Here is an 18,763-nt window from a genome sequence, read left to right on the forward strand (position 1 = left end):
CCCCCGCGGAAAGGTCAGTCCGGCACCGGTCGGGCCGTCCACTCGGCGGCCACCCGGTGCGGATCACCGAGGCGGAACCGCGGCGGGTCGTGCAGCAGGAAGTCGCGGTGGCTGATGTTCCAGGCGTACGCGCCGGCCATGGCGAACACCAGCACGTCCCCCACGCCGACCGGCCCGGCGTCGGCCGAGCGGGACAGCACGTCCTTGGGGGTGCACAACTGCCCCACGACGGTGACCGGACCGCCGTCGGTGCGGGGACCTGCGGCCCCCGGCCGCCGATGCACGGTGAACGGTTGCGGATGCCCCTTCGCCGCGGGCGTGCGCAGGTGATGCGTACCGCCCGCCACCACCACGAACCACTCGCCGTGCGACCGCTTCACGTCGATGACCTCGGTCAGGTACGACCCGCAGTAGGCGGTGACCGACCGGCCCGGCTCGATCCGCAGCCGCAACCCGGGGTACGCCCCGAGGATGTCGGCCAGCGCCCGGCCGTAACCGGCCCAGTCGAACCGGGCCGCCGGGTCCCGGTAGTCCACCGCCATCCCGCCGCCGACATCGACCTCGGCCGCGTCGAGCTGCCCGACCGACCAACGCACCACCTCGGCGGCGACCTCCCCGGCCAGCGGGGCGTCCAGACCGCTGGCCAGGTGCGCGTGCACCCCCCGCACCTCGACACCGGCGGGCGGGCGCCGGGCGCACCGCACCGCGTCGGCCGGGTCCATGCCGAACGGGCTCGGCCCGCCCCCCATGACCAGGCTCGCCCCGGGCGCGGCGACCGGCAGGTTCACCCGGAGCAGCACCTGGGCCGTGGTGCCCGCGGCGAGGGCCAGCGCGCCGAGGCGCCGCAGCTCGGTCGGCGACTCGACGTGGATGCGGTGCACCCCGGCGGCGAGCGCCGCGACGAGGTCCTCGTCGGTCTTGCCCGGTCCGGCGTACGCGGCCGACGCCCGGCCGGGCAGCACCTCGGCCAGCCTGCGCAGCTCACCGCGGCTGGCGGTCTCGAACCCGTCGACGGCCGGGGCCAGGGTCCGCAGCACGTCGGCGTCCGGGTTCGCCTTGACGGCGTAGAGCAGCTCGACCCGGCGCGGCAACGCCGACCGGATGGACCGGGCGTGCGCGGCGAGCCCGTCGAGGTCGTGGACGTAGACCGGTCCGGTCACCGGAGCCCGCCGATCGGGTTGGGCACCGGCACGAACGGCGCGGCACGGTCGGGATCACGCCGCCACCGGACCAGCAGGTTCGCCTTGGCCACCAGCGGTTCCCCGCGCAGCAGCTGACGCAGCTCGGGCGGGTCGCCCAGGTCGGCGGCCACGGCCGCGACGACCTCGCCCAGTTCCTGCCACAGGCGCGGCTCGATGCCCGGCCGGGCGTCGGCGAGCGCCCCGCAGACGCCGGCCAGGTGGTTGACGAACAGGCAGTAGACGATCCGGTGGCGGGCGTCCGAAGCGCGGTAGCGCGCCTGCGGTGGAACACCGTCCGGCCAGGTCGCCAACCGGTCGGCGTCCAGCTTCACCCCCTCCAGGTCGCGCAGCAGCATCCGCACCGGCCGGCGGGCCCGGTCGAGCAGCACGACCACGTTCTGCAGGTGCGCCTCGTACACGACGCCGTGGCGGAGCCAGGAGCGCAACACCGCCGGCACCAGCAGTCCGACGTACGCGCGCCACCAGGCCACCGGGTCCGGCACCGCGAGCGGCGCGGCGGCCAGCGCGGCCGCCAACAGCGGGGTCTCCCCGGGGCGCAGGTGCGGGCGCAGGCCGGTCCGCAGGATCGTTCCGTACGCCTCGTCCGCGCCCGGCACGTCGACCGTGCGGTAGGCGGGCTCGGTGAGCAGCGCGACCCCGGCCGGCAGCGGCACGGCGGCGAGCAGCCCGGTGAGGGCCACCGCTCCGGTGAGTTCGTACCGCGCGTTCTTGCGCAGGCAGTTGGTGATCCGCACGTGCAGGCTGGTCTTGACGAACAGGTCGGCCATCGGGGCGTAGAGGGTGCGGACGCTGGCCGTCGGCCGCACCGGGACGCCGGCCGGGCCCAGTTGCAGAGCCCAGGGATGCACCGGCGGGACCAGCGACAGCTGCCAGGGATGCACCGGCAGCACCTGGTGCCCGGCGGGTGCCCGCGGCGGGTCGAGGGCCTCGATGAGCGGATCGAACGGCCCGGCGCCGGCCACCCGCTCGTCCGGGATCGCGAGCCAGTGCAGCCGGAACGCGGTGCGCAGCTCCGGCGCGTACGCCCGCCAGCCGTCCGGATCCCCGCTGCGCCACTTCGGGGCGGGGTGGTGCGGATGCCCGAAGAGCAGTGACTGCTCGGACTCCACGTAGGCGTCGACGGCCGCGTCGCCGGTCGGGCTGGGGTCCTGCGCCGGCCGCTCGGCCAGCAGCCGCGCGACCGTGTCGCGGCTGGCCCGGATCTGCCCGACGAACTCGTCGTTCACCAAGCCGGTGCGGACGGTGAGCTCCGCCCCGACCTGCTCGGCCAGCTGCGCCGCGTCGAGATCCTCCCACTGGCCGCCGGCGACCAACCGCTGCACCGGCCCGGTGTAGCGGTGCGCACCGAGCGGTGAGATCCGCGCGAGGGCGCAGCGCAGGGTCACGTCGAGGCGCCGCAGCCGCAGCTGCACCGCTCGGCCCGTCACGGTCGCGTCGCCGTCGGGAAGGGCGACCTCGCGCAGCAGGCAGCCGAAGACGGCGTGGGCCGCGGCGAGGTCCGCGAGCCGGTCGGTGTCGGGGCCAGGCCGGGAGCGCAACCCGGTGCACGTCATGACGTCTCCCGCAGGTAGTTCGGTCCGGTGCGCCGGTAGTACTTGTTCACGTCGGCGCAGCCCAGTCGCTGCTTGGGCAGGAGGGTGCCGGCCGTGAGCATCGCCTTGATCGGCAGCCGGGCGGCGTCCAACACCCGCTCGGTGAACAGGCGCGCCGCCGACCCGGTGCCCCACCGGTCGCGGGCCGCCGCGAGTCGAGGCGCCAACGCGGCGGCCGGCGACGGCACGCTCACCCCCTGGGCGGCGAGGGCGAGCAGGGGCGCCGCCGCGGCCAGGTGCAGGCTGATCGTGACGAACACGTCGGCGAGTTCCTGCGGATCGTGTGCCCACATCCGCTCGTCGCGCAGCGTGAGCCCGCCGGGCCCGTGGTGCCGGGGGTCCAGGCGGGCGCCGTCGTTGTCCTTGTAGAGCAGACCCACCGACCGGTCCGGGTGGACCAGCAGGTGGATGTTCTGCGGATGCGCCTCGAGGGCGACTCCGTACCGCAGCCAGAGGCAGACGTGCCAGTCGAGCAGCAGATCCAGGTAGGACCCGATCAGCGCGCCGGGCCTGCCGTCGCTGATCCGCTCGGCGACGGTGCCCGCCACGGGGTCGGTCGCGGCGAGGCCCGCCACCGGCACCACCTGCGCCCCGGCCAGGTCGCGCGGGAATCGGCGCAGCAGGAAGCTCAGTCGCTCGTCGCCGCCGACGTGCGCGTAGGTGCCTTCGTCGGCGTGCCGGATCCGGCCGGCGAAGGCCGGTTCCGTGGCGGCGACCCGGTCGAGCAGCCCGGCGACAGCCGCTCCGTCGGCGAGCGTGTCCGGCTGCAGCGTCCGCCGGTTGCGGGCGCCGAGGGTCGCGGTGGGCAGCGGCAGTTTCAGGTGGGTGTACGGGTCGTGCTCGAGCGCCACCGTCCGCATGGAGAGGGTGGGCCGCACGGCGATCACCGGCTGGTCCGCCACCGGCAGCGCGTCGCGCGCGGCGGTGAGCGGGTGCACCGGCATCAGCGCCTGATCGGCCCGTTCCGCCCGTGGCCACCACGACGGCAGTTCACCGGTGAGCCGCACCGTGTCGGCGGGAACGGCGTGCCAGCGCAACGGGAAACGGGGCGCGTGTTCGGGGGCGTAGCGGAGCAGTTCGTCGTCACCGAGGCCGTGGCGGCAGCGGTCTGTGGGATAGACGGGGTGCCCGGCGTGCGCGGCGAGCACGTCGTCGAGCAGCGCCGCCGGCATGCCGGTGCGGGTGAGGGCCCGTTCGGCGGCCACCGAGGCGTACACCCGGGGGCGGGCCCGGGCGGTGAGGCGCCGGGCCCGCAGGTCGGCGCGGCACTCGGCGGCGAAGGTCTGCCACCCAGCCTCCGCCTCGGGGTCGGCGTGGGGTGCGAGCAGCGTCAGCAGATCCTCCACGGTGTCGACCTGACGCACGGCCGCCGCCGCGCCGACGACGTGCAGCCGCGGCTCGGCCACGCGGAAGCTCTGCTGGAAGCCGTCCCCACGAACGGGCATCCGCAGCAGCCCGTTGGCGTGCGGGACCTCCCACCAGTCGGCGCCGGCCGGCCGGCCGCGGCTGAGCAGCCCGAGGTGGTCCTCGCGCAGCAGGGCGTCGAGCACTCTGGCGAACAGTTCCCGCTCGGTGTCGTCGGTCATCCGGCGATGGTCCAGCGGAGGTCGTCCCGGAAGGCGGCCAGCGCCGCGCGGACGCTGCTCTCGTCGGGGCCGATGGCGTGCAGCACGGCCAGATAGTCGCGGTTGGTCCCGGTCCGGTCGGCGCTGTGCCCGATCTCGCGCAGCGGTCGGCAGGCCAGGTGGACGCCGTCATGGACCGCGTCCAGCCGGTCGGGGGCCGCGACCAGCCGGCCGGGGCGGTCCGCGCAGACGTACTCGACCCGGGCGTACCGGTTGCTCGCGGCGGGGGCGGGCAGCTTCAGCGCGGTCAGCGGTTCACCCAGGTGCAGCCGGATGACGTGCTCGAACAGCGGTACGCCGAGCAGCTCCGCGAGGATCAGGTCCATCCGGTCGCCGATCAGCCGGTAGTTCACCTCGATCAGCCGGACCCGGCCGTCCTGGACGACGTACTCGGTGTGGCACGCGCCGAAGCCGACGCCGAGCGCGTCCAGCTGCGCCCTGACCTGGGCGCTGACCCGCTCCTGCGCCGGCGACCAGTCGAGGCTGACCTCGGTGAAGGTCGGTGGCGGGCCGAGACCGGTACGCCAGCCGCCGAGGACGGCCAGCGTCGTCGCGTCGCCGAGGGTCTCGTGGGTACGCAACTCGCCCGCGAGGTACTCCTCGACCATCAGCGCGACGTCTGGTCGGCGCTGGCGGATCTCGGCGATCCGCGCGGTCAGCTCCCGATGGTCGGTGACCAGGTAGACGTCCTCGCTCGCCACGCCGTCGCGGGGTTTGACGACCGCCGGAAACATCTCGTCCGGCACCGCCGGTGTCGTACCGGGGTCGACCACGACGGCGCTCACCCGGTCGAGACCGGCGGCGGCGATCCCCTGCCGGGCCGCGGCCTTGTCCTTGCAGCGCCGGGCCGCGTCGGGCTCCTTCGCGGGCAGGCCGAGCCTCCGCGCGGCGAGCGCGGTCGCCTCCTGCAGGTGATCGCTGTTGGAGAACAACGCCGCCGGTCGGTCCGCTGCCGTCGCCGCGAGCACCGCCGCCGGGTCGCGGACCGCGCATCCGCTGACCGGCACGCCGGCCGGCCACTGGTCGGGGCGGTCGGTCAGCACGGTGACCGACAGGCCGAGTGCGGCCGCCGCCGGCAGGAATCCCTCCAGGACGGCGTCGGTGGGATTGAGCGCGGTGAGGTACAGCCGCATCTCACCTCCGTCGACGGGACTGACCGTCCGCGATCCGGTGAATCAACCTGACAGGAGTGACCTCCGTGGCCGCCGGCAGCGCGGTCCGGAGCCCGGTACGTCGGTTCACGTGGCTCTCCAGTAGCCGAGGCTGGTGAGCTGGTGCTTGCCGACGCCCAGAGTACGGCGGATGTGCCGGGAGATGCTGCGGGTGTTGGCCGCCTCGCCGGCCACCCAGTAGTGGGCGGTGTCGCTGGCGGGCAGGGCGGCGCGGACGGTCTCGACCAGGTGCTCGCCGGCATCGCGACGAGGCACCCAGGTGACGTCGTGGTGCGCCCGGGCGCGCGGGGCGAGCACCTGCTCGCCCTCGTGGGCGTACTCCAGCCAGACCGTCGCCGGGATGTCGGCGCCCGCGTCGAGCAGGCTGTTCACCGCGGGCAGGGCGGAGGCGTCGCCGATCAGGTAGAGGTGCTCGGGTGCGGGGTCGGGGAGGCGGAACGCGCTGCCCTGCACTGTCGCGTCGATGGTGTCGCCGACCCGCGCCGCGGTGGCCCAGCGGGCGGCACAGCCGTCGTGCAGGGCGAACTCGAGGCTGAACCGGCCGGTGGCCGGGTCGGGATCGACCAATGTGTACGCACGCTGGTGGGGCCGGCCGTCGTTGTCGAACCACAGTCGCACCCACATCGTCGGGTGCACCCCGCACGCCTCCAGCAGATCGCCGCCGTCCACGAGCAGCCGCTGATAGTGCCCGTCGACCGACTCGGTGCCCAGCACGGTCAACCGGAAGTCCCGGCCTCCCATGGCCTTGAGCACCAGGCCCTCCCAGTTCCGCTTCACGCACCCTCCAGGTAAGGTAAGCCTTTGTTAGGGGAGGGTAGCCTAGCCTAACTTTCAGCCATGGGGGGTTCCCCAACACTCAGAGAACGGAAGACCTCACCATGCGCGCATGGCGTCCGGTCCTGGCGGTGGCGGCGCTGAGCGCCGTGCTCGCCGGCTGTGGCAGCAACACCGACACCGGCGAGACAGCCTCCGCCGCTGCCGGTCCCTGGTCCTTCACCGACGGGTCCGGCCAGGTGGTCAAGGCGGACAAGACCCCGACCCGGATCATCGCCCACGCCGGTGAGGCCGCGGCACTCATGTCGTTCGGCATCAAACCCGTGGGGGTCTACGCGGACGAGTCGGTCAAGACCGACGCCAACCTGAAGAACCTCGACCTCACCGGCATCGAGATCCTCGGCCAGGAGTGGGGCAAGATCGACGTGGAGAAGGCCGCCGCCCTGCGGCCGGACCTGATCGTCGGGGACTGGTGGCCGGCCGAGAAGGCGCACAGCGGCATGGAGGAAGGCGTCGACGAGAAGAGCAAGAAGCTCGCCGAGCTGGCCCCCGTCGTCGGGGTCTCGCAGGGCAAGTCGATCGTGGCGCTGGCCGAGGGGTACGAGTCGCTGGCCAAGAGCCTCGGCGCCGAGGTCGACAGCCCTCAGATCGCGGCGAACAAGAAGCGCTTCGAGGAGTCGGTCGCCAGGTTCAAGGAGGCGGTCGCGAGCAAGCCCGACCTCACGGTGGCGGCCATGTCGCCCACCGACGAGAAGGTGTACGTGGCCAACCCCGAGTACGCGCCCGAGCTGCTGGACCTGCAGAGCTGGGGGCTGAAGGTGCTCAACCCGGCCAGCCCGGACCCGGGCTTCCCGTACTGGGAGAACCTCAGCTGGGAGAACGCGGACAAGTACCAGCCGGACCTGATCCTCTGGGACGGTCGCTCCTACACGCCCACCGTCAACGCCGAGTGGGGCAAGAAGCAGCCGACCTGGTTCAAGATCAAGGCAGCGAAGGCCGGCGCGGCCGTCTCCTGGCCGGCGTTCTGGTTGCACACGTACGGCGACTTCGCCACGGAGCTGGACAAGCTGACCGAGGCGGTCAAGGCCGCGGATCCGAATGTCGGCAACTAGCCGGTACGCGACGCGCACCGGGACACGCGACGTGCGGCGCGCCTCGGCCCTCGGGCCGGGGCTCGTCGCGCTCTGCGCGGTCCTCGCCGTCGTCGCGTTCCTGAGCGTGACGATGGGCTCGCGCTCGATCGGCCTGTCGGAGGTGCTCCGCGCGCTGGGCAGCCTGGGCGCTGACGGGTCGATCGCCGACACGGTGACGCTGGAGCTGCGGGTGCCCCGCACCCTGCTGGGCATCCTGGTCGGCGCCGCGCTCGGGGTCGCCGGGGCGATCCTGCAGGGCGTCACCCGCAACCCGCTCGCCGACGCGGGAATCATGGGCATCAACTCCGGCGCTGCCGCGTTCGTGGTCTTCGCCATCACCGTGCTCGGCGTACGCGGCGTCGGCGTCTACGTCTGGTTCGCGTTCGCCGGAGCGATCGCGGCGCTCGCGCTGGTGTACGCGATCGCGTCGCTGGGCCGGGAGGGCGCCACCCCGGTCAAGCTGGCCCTGGCCGGGGCGGCTGTCACCGCCGGCCTGGTCTCGGTGACCACCGGCATCATGATGACGAACGTGGTCGCCCTCAACGAACTGCGGTTCTGGCAGGTCGGGTCGCTCGCCGGCCGGTACGCCCCGATCCTGACCGGGGTGGCGCCGTTCCTGCTGCTCGGCCTGGCCGCGTCGCTCGGTTTCGGGCGTGCCCTCAACGGCCTCGCGCTCGGCGAGGACACCGCTCGCGGCCTCGGCCAGAACGTCACCCGCACCCGGGTGGCCGCCTTCGCCGTGGTGGCGGTGCTCGCCGGCGCGGCCACCGCCGCCTGCGGACCGATCGTCTTCATCGGGCTCGTCGTGCCCCACCTGGCCCGGTTCATCTGCGGCCCCGACTATCGGTGGATCCTGCCGTACTCGATGCTGCTGGCCCCCATCGTGCTACTGCTCGCCGACGTGCTCGGCCGGGTGGCGGCGGCCCCGGACGAGTTGCAGGTCGGCGTGGTTCTCGGGGTGCTCGGCGCTCCCGCGTTCGTCGCGGTGGTGCGCTACGCCCGGCTGTCGGAGATGTGAGCGGATGACGACAACGACGACCACGACCACGACGGACACCGCGGTCACCCCGCTCGACGTGGCGGCGGCGCTGCGCGGCAACCGGCGGCGTCGGGTCGCCCGGTCGGTCGTGGTGACCTGCGGCCTGGCCGTGGCCGTGGCCGCGCTCTTCGTGCTCACCATGATGGTCGGCAGCTTCCGGATCGGGGCGAGCGAGGTCATCGCCTCGGTGCTGCACCTCTCCGACAACCCCAGCGTCGACTTCGTCGTGCGCGGCCTGCGGCTACCGACGGCCGCCTCGGCCCTGGCGGTCGGACTCGCGTTGGGCGCCTCCGGGACGATCTTCCAGCAGCTGCTCCGCAACCCGCTCGCCTCCCCGGACTTCGTCGGCATCACCTCCGGAGCCGGGCTCGCCGCGGTCGCCGGCATCGTGCTCCTGCAGGCCACCGGGCTCGCCATCAGCGGGCTCGCCCTCGGCGGGGCGATCGTCGCCGCCCTGCTGATGTACCTGCTGGCCTGGCGCGACGGGGTCAGCGGCTACCGCTTCATCCTGATCGGCATCGGCGTGGCGGTCTTCTTCGACGGCCTCATCGGCTACGTGCTCACCCGGGCGCAGCTCTCCGAGGCCCGACAGGCCACGCACTGGCTGACCGGCTCCATCGGTCAGGCCAGCACCAGCGAACTGCGGCTGCTCATCGGCGCCCTGCTGGTGCTGCTGCCCCTCGCGATACTGCTCCAGCGACCGCTGCGCGCCCTCGAACTCGGCGACGACACCGCGCGTACGTTGGGCACCCCGGCGGAGCTCAGTCGCGCGGCCCTGCTCGGCACCGCGATCGCGCTGGTCGCCCTGGCGGTGTCCGTGGCCGGCCCCATCGTCTTCGTGGCGCTCGTCGCCGGACCGATCGCCAACCGGCTCCTCGGCCCGGCCACCGGCGGGATCCTTCCCGCCGCACTGGTCGGTGCCGCGCTACTGCTCGTCGCCGACCTCGTCGCCGTGCACCTGCTGCCCACACCGCTGCCCACCGGCGTGGTGACCGGCGCGGTCGGTGCTCCCTATCTGCTGTGGCTGCTGATCACCACCAACCGGCAAGGAGCGGGCGGATGACCCGACTGCGCACCGAGAACCTGACCCTCGGGTACGACGAGCGAACCGTCGTCAGCAACCTCGACGTCGAGGTGCCCGACGGTCGGATCACCGCGATCGTCGGCGCGAACGCCTGCGGAAAGTCGACCTTGCTGCGTGGCATGGCCCGGCTGCTCGCACCCCGTGGCGGCGCCGTCTACCTCGACGGCAAGGCTCTCGCCGAGCTGCGCACCCTCGACGTGGCGAAGGTGCTCGGCCTGCTCCCGCAGACCCCCGTCGCGCCGGACGGCATCACGGTCGCCGACCTCGTCGCCCGGGGCCGCTACCCACATCAGGGCTGGTTCCGGCGGTGGACGGAGCACGACCACGAGGCGGTCGCCCGCGCGCTGGAGGCCACCGGCAGCGCGGAGCTGATCAACCGTCCGATCCGGGAGCTCTCCGGCGGGCAGCGCCAACGCGTCTGGGTCGCCATGGCCCTGGCCCAGGACACCGATCTGCTGCTGCTCGACGAGCCCACCACCTACCTGGACATCAACCACCAGGTCGAGCTGCTACGACTGCTCCGCAGGCTGAACGCGGAATCCGGCAAGACGATCGTCATCGTCCTGCACGATCTCAACCTCGCCGGCCGCTTCTGCGACCACCTCATCGCGATGGCGGACGGCTCCATCGTCGCCGAAGGGGCCCCCACCGACGTGGTCACCGCCGAGCTGGTCGAGAAGGTCTTCGGTCTCAGCTGCCTCGTCGTGCCGGACCCGGTCAGCGGTACCCCGATGATCGTGCCCGCCTGATCCCGGCTGCCCCGACAGGTGCCGGGGCGGCCGAGCGGTTCAGCGGTCGAGGAACGCGAGCTGCGCCGGCTTGTGCGGGGTCTGCACCACCGCGCCGAAGGTGAACCCCAGCCGCTTCCACCGGCGCAGCGCGCGTTCGTTGCGGGCGTCCGGCTCGACCACGATGCGACGTCGGCCCGGTTCCTGGAAGACGAACCGGGTCAGCGCGCCGGCGATCGCGCCGGTGAAGCCGGGGATCTCCCGCTCGGCCGGGGCGACGAACAGGTGGATGCCGAAGTCGCCGTCCCGCACCGGATAGAACTCGCCGATCGGATCGGCCGCGGGCTCGTAGGTCTGGAAGATGCCCGCCGGCACCTCGTCGAGCAGCATCAGGTAGGCGTGGTGGGTGGTGAGCCCGTCGACGAACTCGTAGACCTCGCGGACCTCGTCACGGGTGTAGCCGGTCATGCCCCAGAACTCGGCGCGGGGCTCGGTGACCCAGCGGTGCACGGTGTCGAGGTGTCCCGTCGGGTCGAGCGGGACCAGGGTGAACCGTCCGAGGCCGGGAAGGTCCTCGGTGTAGGCGCTCACCGGGACGCCTGCAACGGCAGCGAGCGGACCAGCATCCGGTGCGAGCGCCAGCCGGGGTACGGCTCCAGGTCGCCGACGTGCCGGAACTTCAGTCCCTGCAACGACCGCCAGACCCGGGTGTTGGTCTCGGCGACCGCGAGCGAGACCCGCTCCTCCGGGCGCTGGGCCAGCAGGTCGGCCGTCATCCGCAGACCCAGGCGGTGCCGTCGATGCTCCGGCAGCACGAACGCCTCACAGATCGCGAAGGTGCGGCCCGACCACTCGGCGACCAGGTCCGGGTCCTCCGCGGAGTAGAGGTCGCGCCACCAGAGCGTCTCAGCCGGCAGCGGGCAGCCCATCACCGTGCCGACCAACTCGCCGCCGACATAGCCGACCGCGGCCTGGAAACCGGGCGCCTCGGCCGTCCAGCGCAGACGGTCCTCGACGGTGGGGTCGCTGTGGTCGGTCAGGTGCAGGTCGGCGGCGTGCACCCGGCGGTAGACGTCGGCGAGCGCGTCCAGATCGACCTCGTCGGTGATGACGACGCTGCTCTCCCGGTCGTCCTGCTGCATCTGGCACTCTCCAAGTTCGGTTAGGCTTACCTAACCAGATGGAGCTTCCCCTCGGCAAGCAAGATCCGCCCACCGACCCCGACGACAGACCCGGGCAGATGCGAGGTTAGCCTCACCTAATTTGCGAGATCATTCCAGCAGACGGAGCAGGTGATATGCGGCGCACCGGTCCATCCCGGCGTGGACGCGGTGTGCTCTCCGGCGCACTTGCCGGGCAGCGCCGCCTCGTCATCCTGAGCGCGCTCATGGTCACCGCCCACCAGGCCGGCGAGGCGCTGGTGCCGTTCCTCATCGGCGTGGTCATCGACCGGGCCGTCGGCGGCGGGGTCGGCGACCTGGCGCTCTGGCTCGGTGTGCTCGGCGCGGTGTACCTCGGTCTCAGCTACGGCTTCCGGTACGGCGTGCGCTACGGCGAACGGGCCGCCGAGCAGGCCGCCCACGGGCTACGGCTGCGCCTGACCCGACGGGTGCTCGACGCGCGCGGCGGCGCCGAGGCGGACCGGCTGCCCGGCGCGCTGGTGTCGATCGCCACCAGCGACGCCGCCCGCGTCGGCGCGGTCGCCGTCGCGATCGCGTCGGGCGTGGCGGCCGTGATGGCGCTGGCCCTCGCGGCGGTGCTGCTGCTCTGGATCTCGCTGCCGCTGGGGCTGCTGGTGCTGCTCGGCATCCCGCCGCTGCTGCTGCTCACCCATCTGCTGGGCAAGCCGCTGGAGGGGCGCAGCGAGTCCGAGCAGGAACAGAGCGCGCACGCCTCGGGGATCGCCGCGGACCTGGTCAAGGGGCTGCGGGTGGTCAAGGGGCTGCGGGCGGAGGACGCGGCGGTCGAACGGTACGCCGACCGCAGCCGGCGGGCGTTGACGGCGAGCGTCCGGGTCGCGCGCGCCGAGGCGGCGTACCAGGGTCTGGTGCACACGGCCAGCGGCGTGTTCCTGGCGGTCGTCGCCGTCGTGGGTGGCGTCCTGGCGGCCGGTGGCGACATCAGCGTCGGCCAGCTGATCTCCTCGGTGGGCCTGGCCCAGTTCCTGGTCGGTCCGATGTCGACGTTCGGATGGGTGGGCGTCGACCTCGCCCAGGGGCGCGCGTCGGCCCGACGCATCGCCGCGGTGCTCGACGCCGCGCCGGCCGTCGCCGGGGGCGACGCCGAGCCGAGCATGCCCGTCCGGGGCCGGGTCACCGTACGCGGGCTGCACAGCCCACCACTGCGGGGCGTCGACCTCGACATCGACGCCGGGGAGCTGGTCGGGATCGTCACGGCCGACCCGGCCGAGGCCGCCGCGCTCGTCGGCCTGTTCGGCCGCGCGTACGACCCGGTCGCCGGGGCGGTCGAGCTGGACGGTGTCGCACTGGCCGAGCTGGATCCGGGCAGCCTGCGCTCCGCGATGCTGACCACCGAGCACCACACCGACCTGTTCGACGGCACCATCCGCTCGAACATCACCGCCGCCGGGCGGGCCCGGGTGGACCTGGTCGACGCCGCCGTGGCCGCCGCCGCCGCGGACGAGGTGATCCGGACGCTGCCGGACGGGCTGGACACGGTCCTGGACGACCAGGCGCGCGCACTGTCCGGCGGGCAACGCCAACGCATCGCCCTGGCGCGGGCCCTGGCCACCGACCCGACGGTGCTCGTGGTGCACGATCCCACCACCGCGGTCGACACCGTCACCGAGGCCCGTATCGCCGCCCGGCTCCGGTCGGTGCGTGACGGCCGGACCACCGTTCTGATCACCACCAGCCCGGCCCTGCTGGCCGCCACCGACCGGGTGATCGTGCTGCACGACGGAGTCGTGCGGGCGACCGGCCGGCACGGCGAGCTGGTCGCCGACGACTCCCGCTACCGATCGACGGTGCTGGCATGACGAACGGATCGATGTTGCTGCCGATCGCCACCGGGCGGCGTACCCGCGCGATGCTGCGGGTGCTGCTGCGTCCGCACCGAGCCCGCCTCGCCGGGGCGTTCGCGCTGCTGGTGGCGGGGACCTCGGCCGGGCTGGTCACGCCGCCGCTGCTCGGCCATGTCGTCAACCTCGCCACCGCCGGCAGCGGTGCCGGGGAGATCGTCCTCGCCGGCGTCGCGCTGGTCGGCGCGGCGCTGACCGAGGCGGCCCTCGCCGGCGTCGGCGTCGCCCTGCTGGCCCAGGTGGGCGAGGGGGTGCTGGCCCGGCTGCGGGAGCGCTTCGTCGAATCGGCGCTACGGCTGCCGCTGGAACAGGTGGAACGCGCCGGCGCCGGGGATCTGACGTCCCGGGTGACCAACGATGTCGCGGTGATCGCCGAAGCCGCCCGCACGGCGCTGCCCGAGTTCACCCGGGCGCTGCTGACGATCGGGCTCACCCTGGCGGGCATGGCCGTGCTCGACTGGCGGTTCCTGGTCGCGGCGCTGATCGCTGTTCCGGTTCAGCTGCACACCGTACGTTGGTACGCCCGCCGCGCCATCCCGCTCTACGCCCGGCAGCGGGTCGCGGTGGCCGGGCAGCAGCACCACCTGCTCGCCACCATCAACGGCGCGGCGACCATCCGGGCGTTCCGGCTCGCCGATCACCACCGCGACCGGGTCGGCGCGCGCTCCCAACAGGCCGTGGACCTCCTGCTGCGGGGAGTCGCCCTGCAGACCCGCTTCTACGCCCGGCTGCACGTCGCCGAGCTCGCCGGGCTGGCCGCGGTGCTCGGCACCGGCTTCTTCCTGGTACGGGGGGACGCGGTGAGCATCGGCACCGCGACCGCCGCGGCCCTGTACTTCCACGGCTTGTTCGGCCCGATCAACGTGGCGCTGGCACTCGTCGACGATGCCCAGGCGGCCGCCTCCGGGTTGGATCGGCTGGTCGGTGTGGCCGACCTGGCCGCGCCGCGCACACCCACCCCGACGGCGTCCCCCGGCCCGCGCCGGCCCGGAGCGCCCGGGCCCGCGGTGACGGTATCCGGGTTGGACTTCGCCTACTCCCCCGACCGGCCGGTGCTGCGCGGCGTCGACCTGACCGTCGGCCATGGCGAACGGGTAGCCGTCGTCGGCGCCAGCGGCGCCGGCAAGACGACGCTGGCCAAGGTGATCGCCGGGGTGCACCAGCCGGTCGCCGGCACGGTGGAGGTTCCCGGCGGCGAGGTCGCGCTGATCACCCAGGAGGTGCACGTCTTCGCCGGCCCGCTCGTGGAGGATCTGCGGCTGGCCCGGCCGGGCGCCAGCGACGACGAGGTGCGCGCCGCACTGGCCACGGTGGACGCGCTGGCCTGGGCGGAGCAGTTGCCGGACGGACTGTCGACCGAGGTGGGCGCGGGCGGGTACAGCCTGACCGCCGCCCAGGCGCAGCAACTCGCGTTCGCCCGGCTGATCCTGGCCGACCCGCCGGTCGCCATCCTCGACGAGGCCACCGCCGAGGCGGGGAGCGCCGGCGCGCGCCTGCTGGAGCGGGTGGCCACGGCCGCGCTCGAGGGCCGGTCGGCGCTGATCGTGGCGCATCGGTTGAGCCAGGCGGTGAACGCGGACCGGATCGTGGTCATGGACTCGGGCCGGATCGTGGAGGTCGGCTCGCACGAGGAGCTGATCGGTCGGGCCGGGCCGTACGCCACGCTGTGGCAGGCGTGGTCGGACCAACGACCGCTGCCCACCGGTTGACGGTGCCGGCAAGCGGAAAGACCGCCTGCCCTGCTGGCATCCGGCCCGGAGTCAGCCCAGACCCGCCGTCGCCTCGTCGAGATGGGTGAGGAACCGTTGCACGGCCGGCGGCAGGCTGCGGTTCCTGGGGGTGGCGGCGTAGACCCGCCGGACGGCGGCGTCGTCGGGGTGCAGGCGGAGCAGGGCCAGGTCGGGCGGGGCGGCCCGCACGGCCAGGGCGGGCACCAGCGCGACGCCGAGCCCCGCCGCGACACAGCCCAGCTTGCCGGTCCACTCGGCGGCCACGATGTCGATGCGAGGTCGGAAGCCCGCCGGCAGGGTGGCGCGCAGCAGAGTTTCCTCGGCGATGGCCGAGCCGGCGATGAAGGCGTCATCGGCCAGTTCGCGTAGCCGAACGGTACGCCGGTGGGCCAGTCGGTGGGTCCGGGGAACCGCCACCAGCAGGGCCTCGTCGAGAAGGTGGTGCAGGTCGAGCCGGTCGCCGTCGAGGGGCTGGTCGGGTGCCGCGCTCACCACGACGACGTCGGCGTCCCCGGCGACGAGGCGGTCCAACAGTCCCGGTGTCAATCCTTCGACCAGGGACAGCGCTACGTGCGGGTGGGCGGCGCGGAACGCGGACAGGGCGCGCGGAACGAGCGCGGCGACCGCCGTGGGGAACGCGCCGACCCGCAGCCGGCCGGCGGTCAGGTCGCGGAGCGCGGTCAGGTCCCGACGGGCGGCGGCGAGCCGGTCGAGCACCGCCTCGGCGTGGCCGAGCAGGCAGCGGCCCTCTTCGGTCAGGGCGACACCGCGCGGAAGTCGGTCGAAGAGGGGCGCACCGGTCTCGGCCTCGAGCGCGGCGATCTGCCGCGACACCGCGGACTGGGTGTAGCGCAGGGTCCGGGCCGCGGCCGTGATGGAGGAGAGCTCCGCGACGGTGCGGAAGACGTGCAGGGCGTGCGATTCCATGCCACCAGCCTGCCATGCCGTAGACGCATGACAGCGATGCGGAACATTCGCTGGTGGCATGGGCTTCCGACGCCTAGCGTTTCGGATCATGGATGTCATCGCACTGCTGGGCACGGGCACGATGGGTACGGCGATCGGCCACCGGTTGCTGGCCACCGGGCAGCGGCTCGTGGTCTGGAACCGCACTTGCGCCCGAACGGACTCACTGGTCGCCGCAGGGGCCCGGGCTGCCGCCACTGCGGCCGAGGCGGTGCGGGACGCCGACGTGGTGATGACCATGCTCACCGACGCGACGGCCGTGCGGGCGGTGCTGTTCGACGCCGACGGAGCCGCAGCCGTCCTGCGCCCCCACGCCCACCTGGTCGAGATGTCCACGATCGGCCCACGGGCCGTAGCTGAGCTCGCCGAGTCCCTGCCGGCCGGCGTGCGGCTGGTGGACGCGCCCGTCGCCGGCGGCGCCGGTGCCGCCGAGCAGGGTCGGCTCGTCGTGCTGGCAGGCGGCGACGAGGCCGCCGTCGAACGGGTCGCCCCGATACTGGAACTGCTCGGCACCGTCCGGCGCTGCGGGGGCCCCGGCAGCGGCGCCGGGCTGAAACTGGTCCTCAACACCGCCCTGGTCACGGCGGTCGCGGCCGTCGCGGAAGCGCTGGCGGTCGCGGCGGCGGTCGGTGTCGACCGGCACACGACACTCGAATCTCTCGCCACCGGGCCGCTCGGCGGCGCGCTCGCCCGAGCGACCGCCCGGGATGCCACATTCGCGGCCGCCCTGGCCGCCAAGGACGCCCGGCTCGCCCTCGACGCGCTCGGCGACACGCCCGCGCCCGTACTGCGGGCCGCCGCGTCGGTGCTGGCGGCCGTACCTGATCCGCGCGCCGACATCGCCACCCTCACCGGCGGCCGCGTCGCGGACGCCGCCACCTACCGCAAGGAGCGAGCATGACCCTGACCCTGGACAATCCCGCGAACGTCGCCGCTCCGTTCGGCGATCGGTTCTCCCACGTCGCTCGCCTCGACCTGCCGGGCGGCGGTGCGCTGCTCGTGCTCTCCGGCCAGGTCGGCGTGGACGATCAGGGCGCAGTGGTGGCGCCCGGCGACGTCCGGGCGCAGTCCGAACGGATCTTCGACCTGATCGGCGGTCTGCTCGCCGCGCACGGCGCCGCGTTCACCGACGTTCTGCACGTCAGGACGTTCATGACCGACCTCGGCCTGCTGTCCGGCTACGGGGAGGTCCGCGATCGGTACTTCCCGCACGTCAAGCCGGCCAGCACCACGGTGGAGGTGAGCCGGCTCTTCCTTCAGGGCGCGGTGCTGGAGGTCGAAGTGACCGCCGCCCTGACCGCCGGTTGACGCGGGCCGGCGGCGGTACCGCCTGCATCGACGCCGACCACTAGGCTGCCGGCATGCAGATCATCGATGGCGCTGGTCGGTGGGCACCGCCCGCCGACCTGGCCGCCAATGACTGGGCGGAGCACCTGCGAGTGCCGGACCTCTCGGTCGGGACGTACTGCATCCCGGCGGGCGGGGTCGACGACCAGAGTCCGCACACCGAGGACGAGATCTACGTGGTAACCGCGGGGCGGGCCCGGATCGTCACGCCGACCGGCGCCGCCCCGGTCGGGCCCGGCGCGGTGATCTTCGTGCCTGCGGGAGAAGAGCACCGCTTCGTCGACGTCACCGAGGACCTGGTGCTGTTGGTGGTGTTCGGACCGGCTTACGGGTCACGGGCGAGGCGCGACGTCGAGCACCTACCCCGCTCCGATGGCAGCAACTAGCCTGCCCAGATGCGACACACTCTCGCACCGGGCGACGACACCCTGCACGGCCACTTCTCCCCCGACTTCCCGCCGGTGCTCACCATCGATTCCGGCGACACCGTCACCTACCGGACGCTGGACTGCTGGTGGTCGGCCGGCCCGTACCCGGGCGGGCTGAACCGGGAACGGCCCCGGGCCCCGCAGTACCAGCCCGACCACGGACACGCGCTGATCGGTCCGGTCGCCGTCCGCGGTGCCCGCGCCGGCCAGACCCTTTCCGTGCGGATCGACACGATCGTCCCGGCCAGGTGGGGAACCACCGTCGCCGGCGGCTGGCCGAGCGGGTTCAACCAGCGCTACGGCGTCGCGCAGGAAGGGGTGGTCCACGCCTGGGAACTCGACCCGGTGGCGATGACCGGTCGCAACCAGCACGGCCACACCGTCGCGCTGCGCCCCTTCATGGGGGTGCTCGGCCTGCCACCGGCCGAGCCGGGGCGGCACTCGACGGTCCCGCCCCGGCCCTGCGGCGGCAATCTGGACTGCAAGGACCTGACCGCCGGCAGTACCCTGCTGCTGCCGATCACGGTCGACGGGGCGCTGTTCTCGGTCGGGGACGGGCACGCCGCGCAGGGCGACGGGGAGATCGGCGGTACCGCGATCGAGTGCCCGATGGACGAGGTGAGCCTCACCTTCGACGTCCGCGACGACTTTCCGGTCACCGGCCCGGTGGCCAGGACCGCGGACGCCTGGCTGACCCTCGGTGTCGGCGCGACCCTCGACGACGCGACGTTCCTGGCCCTGGACTCGATGCTGACCCTGATGCAACGGCTCCACGGCGTGAGCCGCCCGGACGCGGTGGCGCTGGCCAGCGTCGCGGTCGACGTACGGGTGACGCAGATCGTCAACCAGACCGTCGGCGCGCACGCGGTGCTCCGCGACGACGCGCTGCGCTGAGCCGAGGTC

18 protein-coding genes are annotated in these 18,763 nt (G+C 73.6%); 10 read left to right on the top strand and 8 right to left on the bottom strand.

The window, feature by feature from the left end; translation table 11 throughout:
- Nucleotides 1-14: 14 nt before the first annotated feature.
- From ACIP9D_RS03670 to ACIP9D_RS03690, 5 genes are all read right to left on the bottom strand, one after another.
- Nucleotides 15-1,160, bottom strand: coding sequence for an alanine racemase (locus ACIP9D_RS03670; protein WP_350870630.1), 1,146 nt, complete (start codon nucleotides 1,158-1,160; stop codon nucleotides 15-17).
- Nucleotides 1,157-2,755, bottom strand: coding sequence for an IucA/IucC family protein (locus tag ACIP9D_RS03675; RefSeq protein WP_350870633.1), 1,599 nt, complete (start codon nucleotides 2,753-2,755; stop codon nucleotides 1,157-1,159). The genes ACIP9D_RS03670 and ACIP9D_RS03675 overlap by 4 nt, the downstream gene beginning before the upstream one ends.
- The gene (locus tag ACIP9D_RS03680; protein WP_350870634.1) at nucleotides 2,752-4,380 is read right to left on the bottom strand and encodes an IucA/IucC family protein; all 1,629 of its coding nucleotides are present in this window, start codon (nucleotides 4,378-4,380) and stop codon (nucleotides 2,752-2,754) included. Before ACIP9D_RS03680 ends, ACIP9D_RS03675 begins: the two co-directional genes overlap by 4 nt.
- Complete coding sequence (locus tag ACIP9D_RS03685; protein ID WP_350870636.1) at nucleotides 4,377-5,552, bottom strand: siderophore biosynthesis protein; 1,176 nt, start codon at nucleotides 5,550-5,552, stop codon at nucleotides 4,377-4,379. Before ACIP9D_RS03685 ends, ACIP9D_RS03680 begins: the two co-directional genes overlap by 4 nt.
- 105 nt (nucleotides 5,553-5,657) lie before the next feature.
- Nucleotides 5,658-6,368: a siderophore-interacting protein gene (locus ACIP9D_RS03690; RefSeq protein ID WP_350870638.1), complete on the bottom strand. Its 711-nt coding sequence runs from the start codon at nucleotides 6,366-6,368 to the stop codon at nucleotides 5,658-5,660.
- A 101-nt stretch (nucleotides 6,369-6,469) separates the two neighbouring features.
- Between ACIP9D_RS03690 and ACIP9D_RS03695 the strand changes: the two genes are divergently transcribed.
- The 4 genes from ACIP9D_RS03695 to ACIP9D_RS03710 are packed head-to-tail and all read left to right on the top strand — an operon-like array spanning nucleotide 6,470 to nucleotide 10,370.
- Nucleotides 6,470-7,477, top strand: coding sequence for an ABC transporter substrate-binding protein (locus tag ACIP9D_RS03695; protein WP_350870640.1), 1,008 nt, complete (start codon nucleotides 6,470-6,472; stop codon nucleotides 7,475-7,477).
- A 31-nt stretch (nucleotides 7,478-7,508) separates the two neighbouring features.
- The gene (locus ACIP9D_RS03700) at nucleotides 7,509-8,516 is read left to right on the top strand and encodes an iron ABC transporter permease (protein WP_350870642.1); all 1,008 of its coding nucleotides are present in this window, start codon (nucleotides 7,509-7,511) and stop codon (nucleotides 8,514-8,516) included.
- Between the two features lie 4 nt (nucleotides 8,517-8,520).
- Complete coding sequence (locus ACIP9D_RS03705) at nucleotides 8,521-9,600, top strand: iron chelate uptake ABC transporter family permease subunit (RefSeq protein ID WP_350870644.1); 1,080 nt, start codon at nucleotides 8,521-8,523, stop codon at nucleotides 9,598-9,600.
- Nucleotides 9,597-10,370, top strand: a complete 774-nt coding sequence (locus ACIP9D_RS03710; RefSeq protein ID WP_350870646.1) for an ABC transporter ATP-binding protein — start codon at nucleotides 9,597-9,599, stop codon at nucleotides 10,368-10,370. The genes ACIP9D_RS03705 and ACIP9D_RS03710 overlap by 4 nt, the downstream gene beginning before the upstream one ends.
- A 39-nt stretch (nucleotides 10,371-10,409) precedes the next feature.
- Here the strand turns inward: ACIP9D_RS03710 and ACIP9D_RS03715 are convergent, their stop codons facing one another.
- Complete coding sequence (locus ACIP9D_RS03715) at nucleotides 10,410-10,940, bottom strand: GNAT family N-acetyltransferase (RefSeq protein ID WP_350870648.1); 531 nt, start codon at nucleotides 10,938-10,940, stop codon at nucleotides 10,410-10,412.
- On the bottom strand, nucleotides 10,937-11,491 hold the full coding sequence (locus ACIP9D_RS03720) for a GNAT family N-acetyltransferase (RefSeq protein WP_350870651.1): 555 nt from the start codon (nucleotides 11,489-11,491) through the stop codon (nucleotides 10,937-10,939). The genes ACIP9D_RS03715 and ACIP9D_RS03720 overlap by 4 nt, the downstream gene beginning before the upstream one ends.
- A gap of 191 nt (nucleotides 11,492-11,682) precedes the next feature.
- Between ACIP9D_RS03720 and ACIP9D_RS03725 the strand changes: the two genes are divergently transcribed.
- Nucleotides 11,683-13,347 carry an ABC transporter ATP-binding protein gene (locus ACIP9D_RS03725; protein WP_350870653.1) on the top strand — a complete coding sequence of 555 codons (1,665 nt, stop codon included), beginning with the start codon at nucleotides 11,683-11,685 and terminating at the stop codon, nucleotides 13,345-13,347.
- A complete protein-coding gene (locus ACIP9D_RS03730; protein WP_350870656.1) occupies nucleotides 13,344-15,098 on the top strand; it encodes an ABC transporter ATP-binding protein in 1,755 nt (584 codons plus the stop codon). The genes ACIP9D_RS03725 and ACIP9D_RS03730 overlap by 4 nt, the downstream gene beginning before the upstream one ends.
- A gap of 51 nt (nucleotides 15,099-15,149) precedes the next feature.
- Here ACIP9D_RS03730 and ACIP9D_RS03735 read toward each other — a convergent pair whose 3' ends face one another.
- Entirely contained in the window at nucleotides 15,150-16,046 is an 897-nt protein-coding gene (locus ACIP9D_RS03735) for a LysR substrate-binding domain-containing protein (protein ID WP_350870658.1), read from the bottom strand.
- An 88-nt stretch (nucleotides 16,047-16,134) separates the two neighbouring features.
- On the opposite strand from ACIP9D_RS03735, the gene ACIP9D_RS03740 reads away from it, so the two are divergent.
- The 4 genes from ACIP9D_RS03740 to ACIP9D_RS03755 are packed head-to-tail and all read left to right on the top strand — an operon-like array spanning nucleotide 16,135 to nucleotide 18,754.
- On the top strand, nucleotides 16,135-16,986 hold the full coding sequence (locus ACIP9D_RS03740; RefSeq protein WP_350870660.1) for an NAD(P)-binding domain-containing protein: 852 nt from the start codon (nucleotides 16,135-16,137) through the stop codon (nucleotides 16,984-16,986).
- Entirely contained in the window at nucleotides 16,983-17,393 is a 411-nt protein-coding gene (locus ACIP9D_RS03745; protein ID WP_350870662.1) for a RidA family protein, read from the top strand. The genes ACIP9D_RS03740 and ACIP9D_RS03745 overlap by 4 nt, the downstream gene beginning before the upstream one ends.
- 53 nt (nucleotides 17,394-17,446) lie before the next feature.
- Nucleotides 17,447-17,818, top strand: coding sequence for a cupin domain-containing protein (locus tag ACIP9D_RS03750; RefSeq protein WP_350870664.1), 372 nt, complete (start codon nucleotides 17,447-17,449; stop codon nucleotides 17,816-17,818).
- A gap of 9 nt (nucleotides 17,819-17,827) precedes the next feature.
- A complete protein-coding gene (locus ACIP9D_RS03755) occupies nucleotides 17,828-18,754 on the top strand; it encodes an acetamidase/formamidase family protein (protein WP_350870667.1) in 927 nt (308 codons plus the stop codon).
- The last annotated feature ends 9 nt before the right edge of the window (nucleotides 18,755-18,763 follow it).

It is taken from the genome of Micromonospora sp. NPDC093243 (genome assembly GCF_044753725.1).
Lineage (GTDB): Bacteria > Actinomycetota > Actinomycetes > Mycobacteriales > Micromonosporaceae > Micromonospora.

Excerpts from the sequence above, each read along its gene's own strand:
- ACIP9D_RS03675 (WP_350870633.1), bottom strand. The coding sequence starts at position 2,755 with ATGACGTGCACCGGGTTGCGCTCCCGGCCTGGCCCCGACACCGACCGG.
- ACIP9D_RS03680 (WP_350870634.1), bottom strand. The coding sequence starts at position 4,380 with ATGACCGACGACACCGAGCGGGAACTGTTCGCCAGAGTGCTCGACGCC.
- ACIP9D_RS03685 (WP_350870636.1), bottom strand. The coding sequence starts at position 5,552 with ATGCGGCTGTACCTCACCGCGCTCAATCCCACCGACGCCGTCCTGGAG.
- ACIP9D_RS03695 (WP_350870640.1), top strand. The coding sequence starts at position 6,470 with ATGCGCGCATGGCGTCCGGTCCTGGCGGTGGCGGCGCTGAGCGCCGTG.
- ACIP9D_RS03705 (WP_350870644.1), top strand. The coding sequence starts at position 8,521 with ATGACGACAACGACGACCACGACCACGACGGACACCGCGGTCACCCCG.
- ACIP9D_RS03710 (WP_350870646.1), top strand. The coding sequence starts at position 9,597 with ATGACCCGACTGCGCACCGAGAACCTGACCCTCGGGTACGACGAGCGA.
- ACIP9D_RS03720 (WP_350870651.1), bottom strand. The coding sequence starts at position 11,491 with ATGCAGCAGGACGACCGGGAGAGCAGCGTCGTCATCACCGACGAGGTC.
- ACIP9D_RS03730 (WP_350870656.1), top strand. The coding sequence starts at position 13,344 with ATGACGAACGGATCGATGTTGCTGCCGATCGCCACCGGGCGGCGTACC.
- ACIP9D_RS03735 (WP_350870658.1), bottom strand. The coding sequence starts at position 16,046 with ATGGAATCGCACGCCCTGCACGTCTTCCGCACCGTCGCGGAGCTCTCC.
- ACIP9D_RS03740 (WP_350870660.1), top strand. The coding sequence starts at position 16,135 with ATGGATGTCATCGCACTGCTGGGCACGGGCACGATGGGTACGGCGATC.
- ACIP9D_RS03745 (WP_350870662.1), top strand. The coding sequence starts at position 16,983 with ATGACCCTGACCCTGGACAATCCCGCGAACGTCGCCGCTCCGTTCGGC.
- ACIP9D_RS03750 (WP_350870664.1), top strand. The coding sequence starts at position 17,447 with ATGCAGATCATCGATGGCGCTGGTCGGTGGGCACCGCCCGCCGACCTG.
- ACIP9D_RS03755 (WP_350870667.1), top strand. The coding sequence starts at position 17,828 with ATGCGACACACTCTCGCACCGGGCGACGACACCCTGCACGGCCACTTC.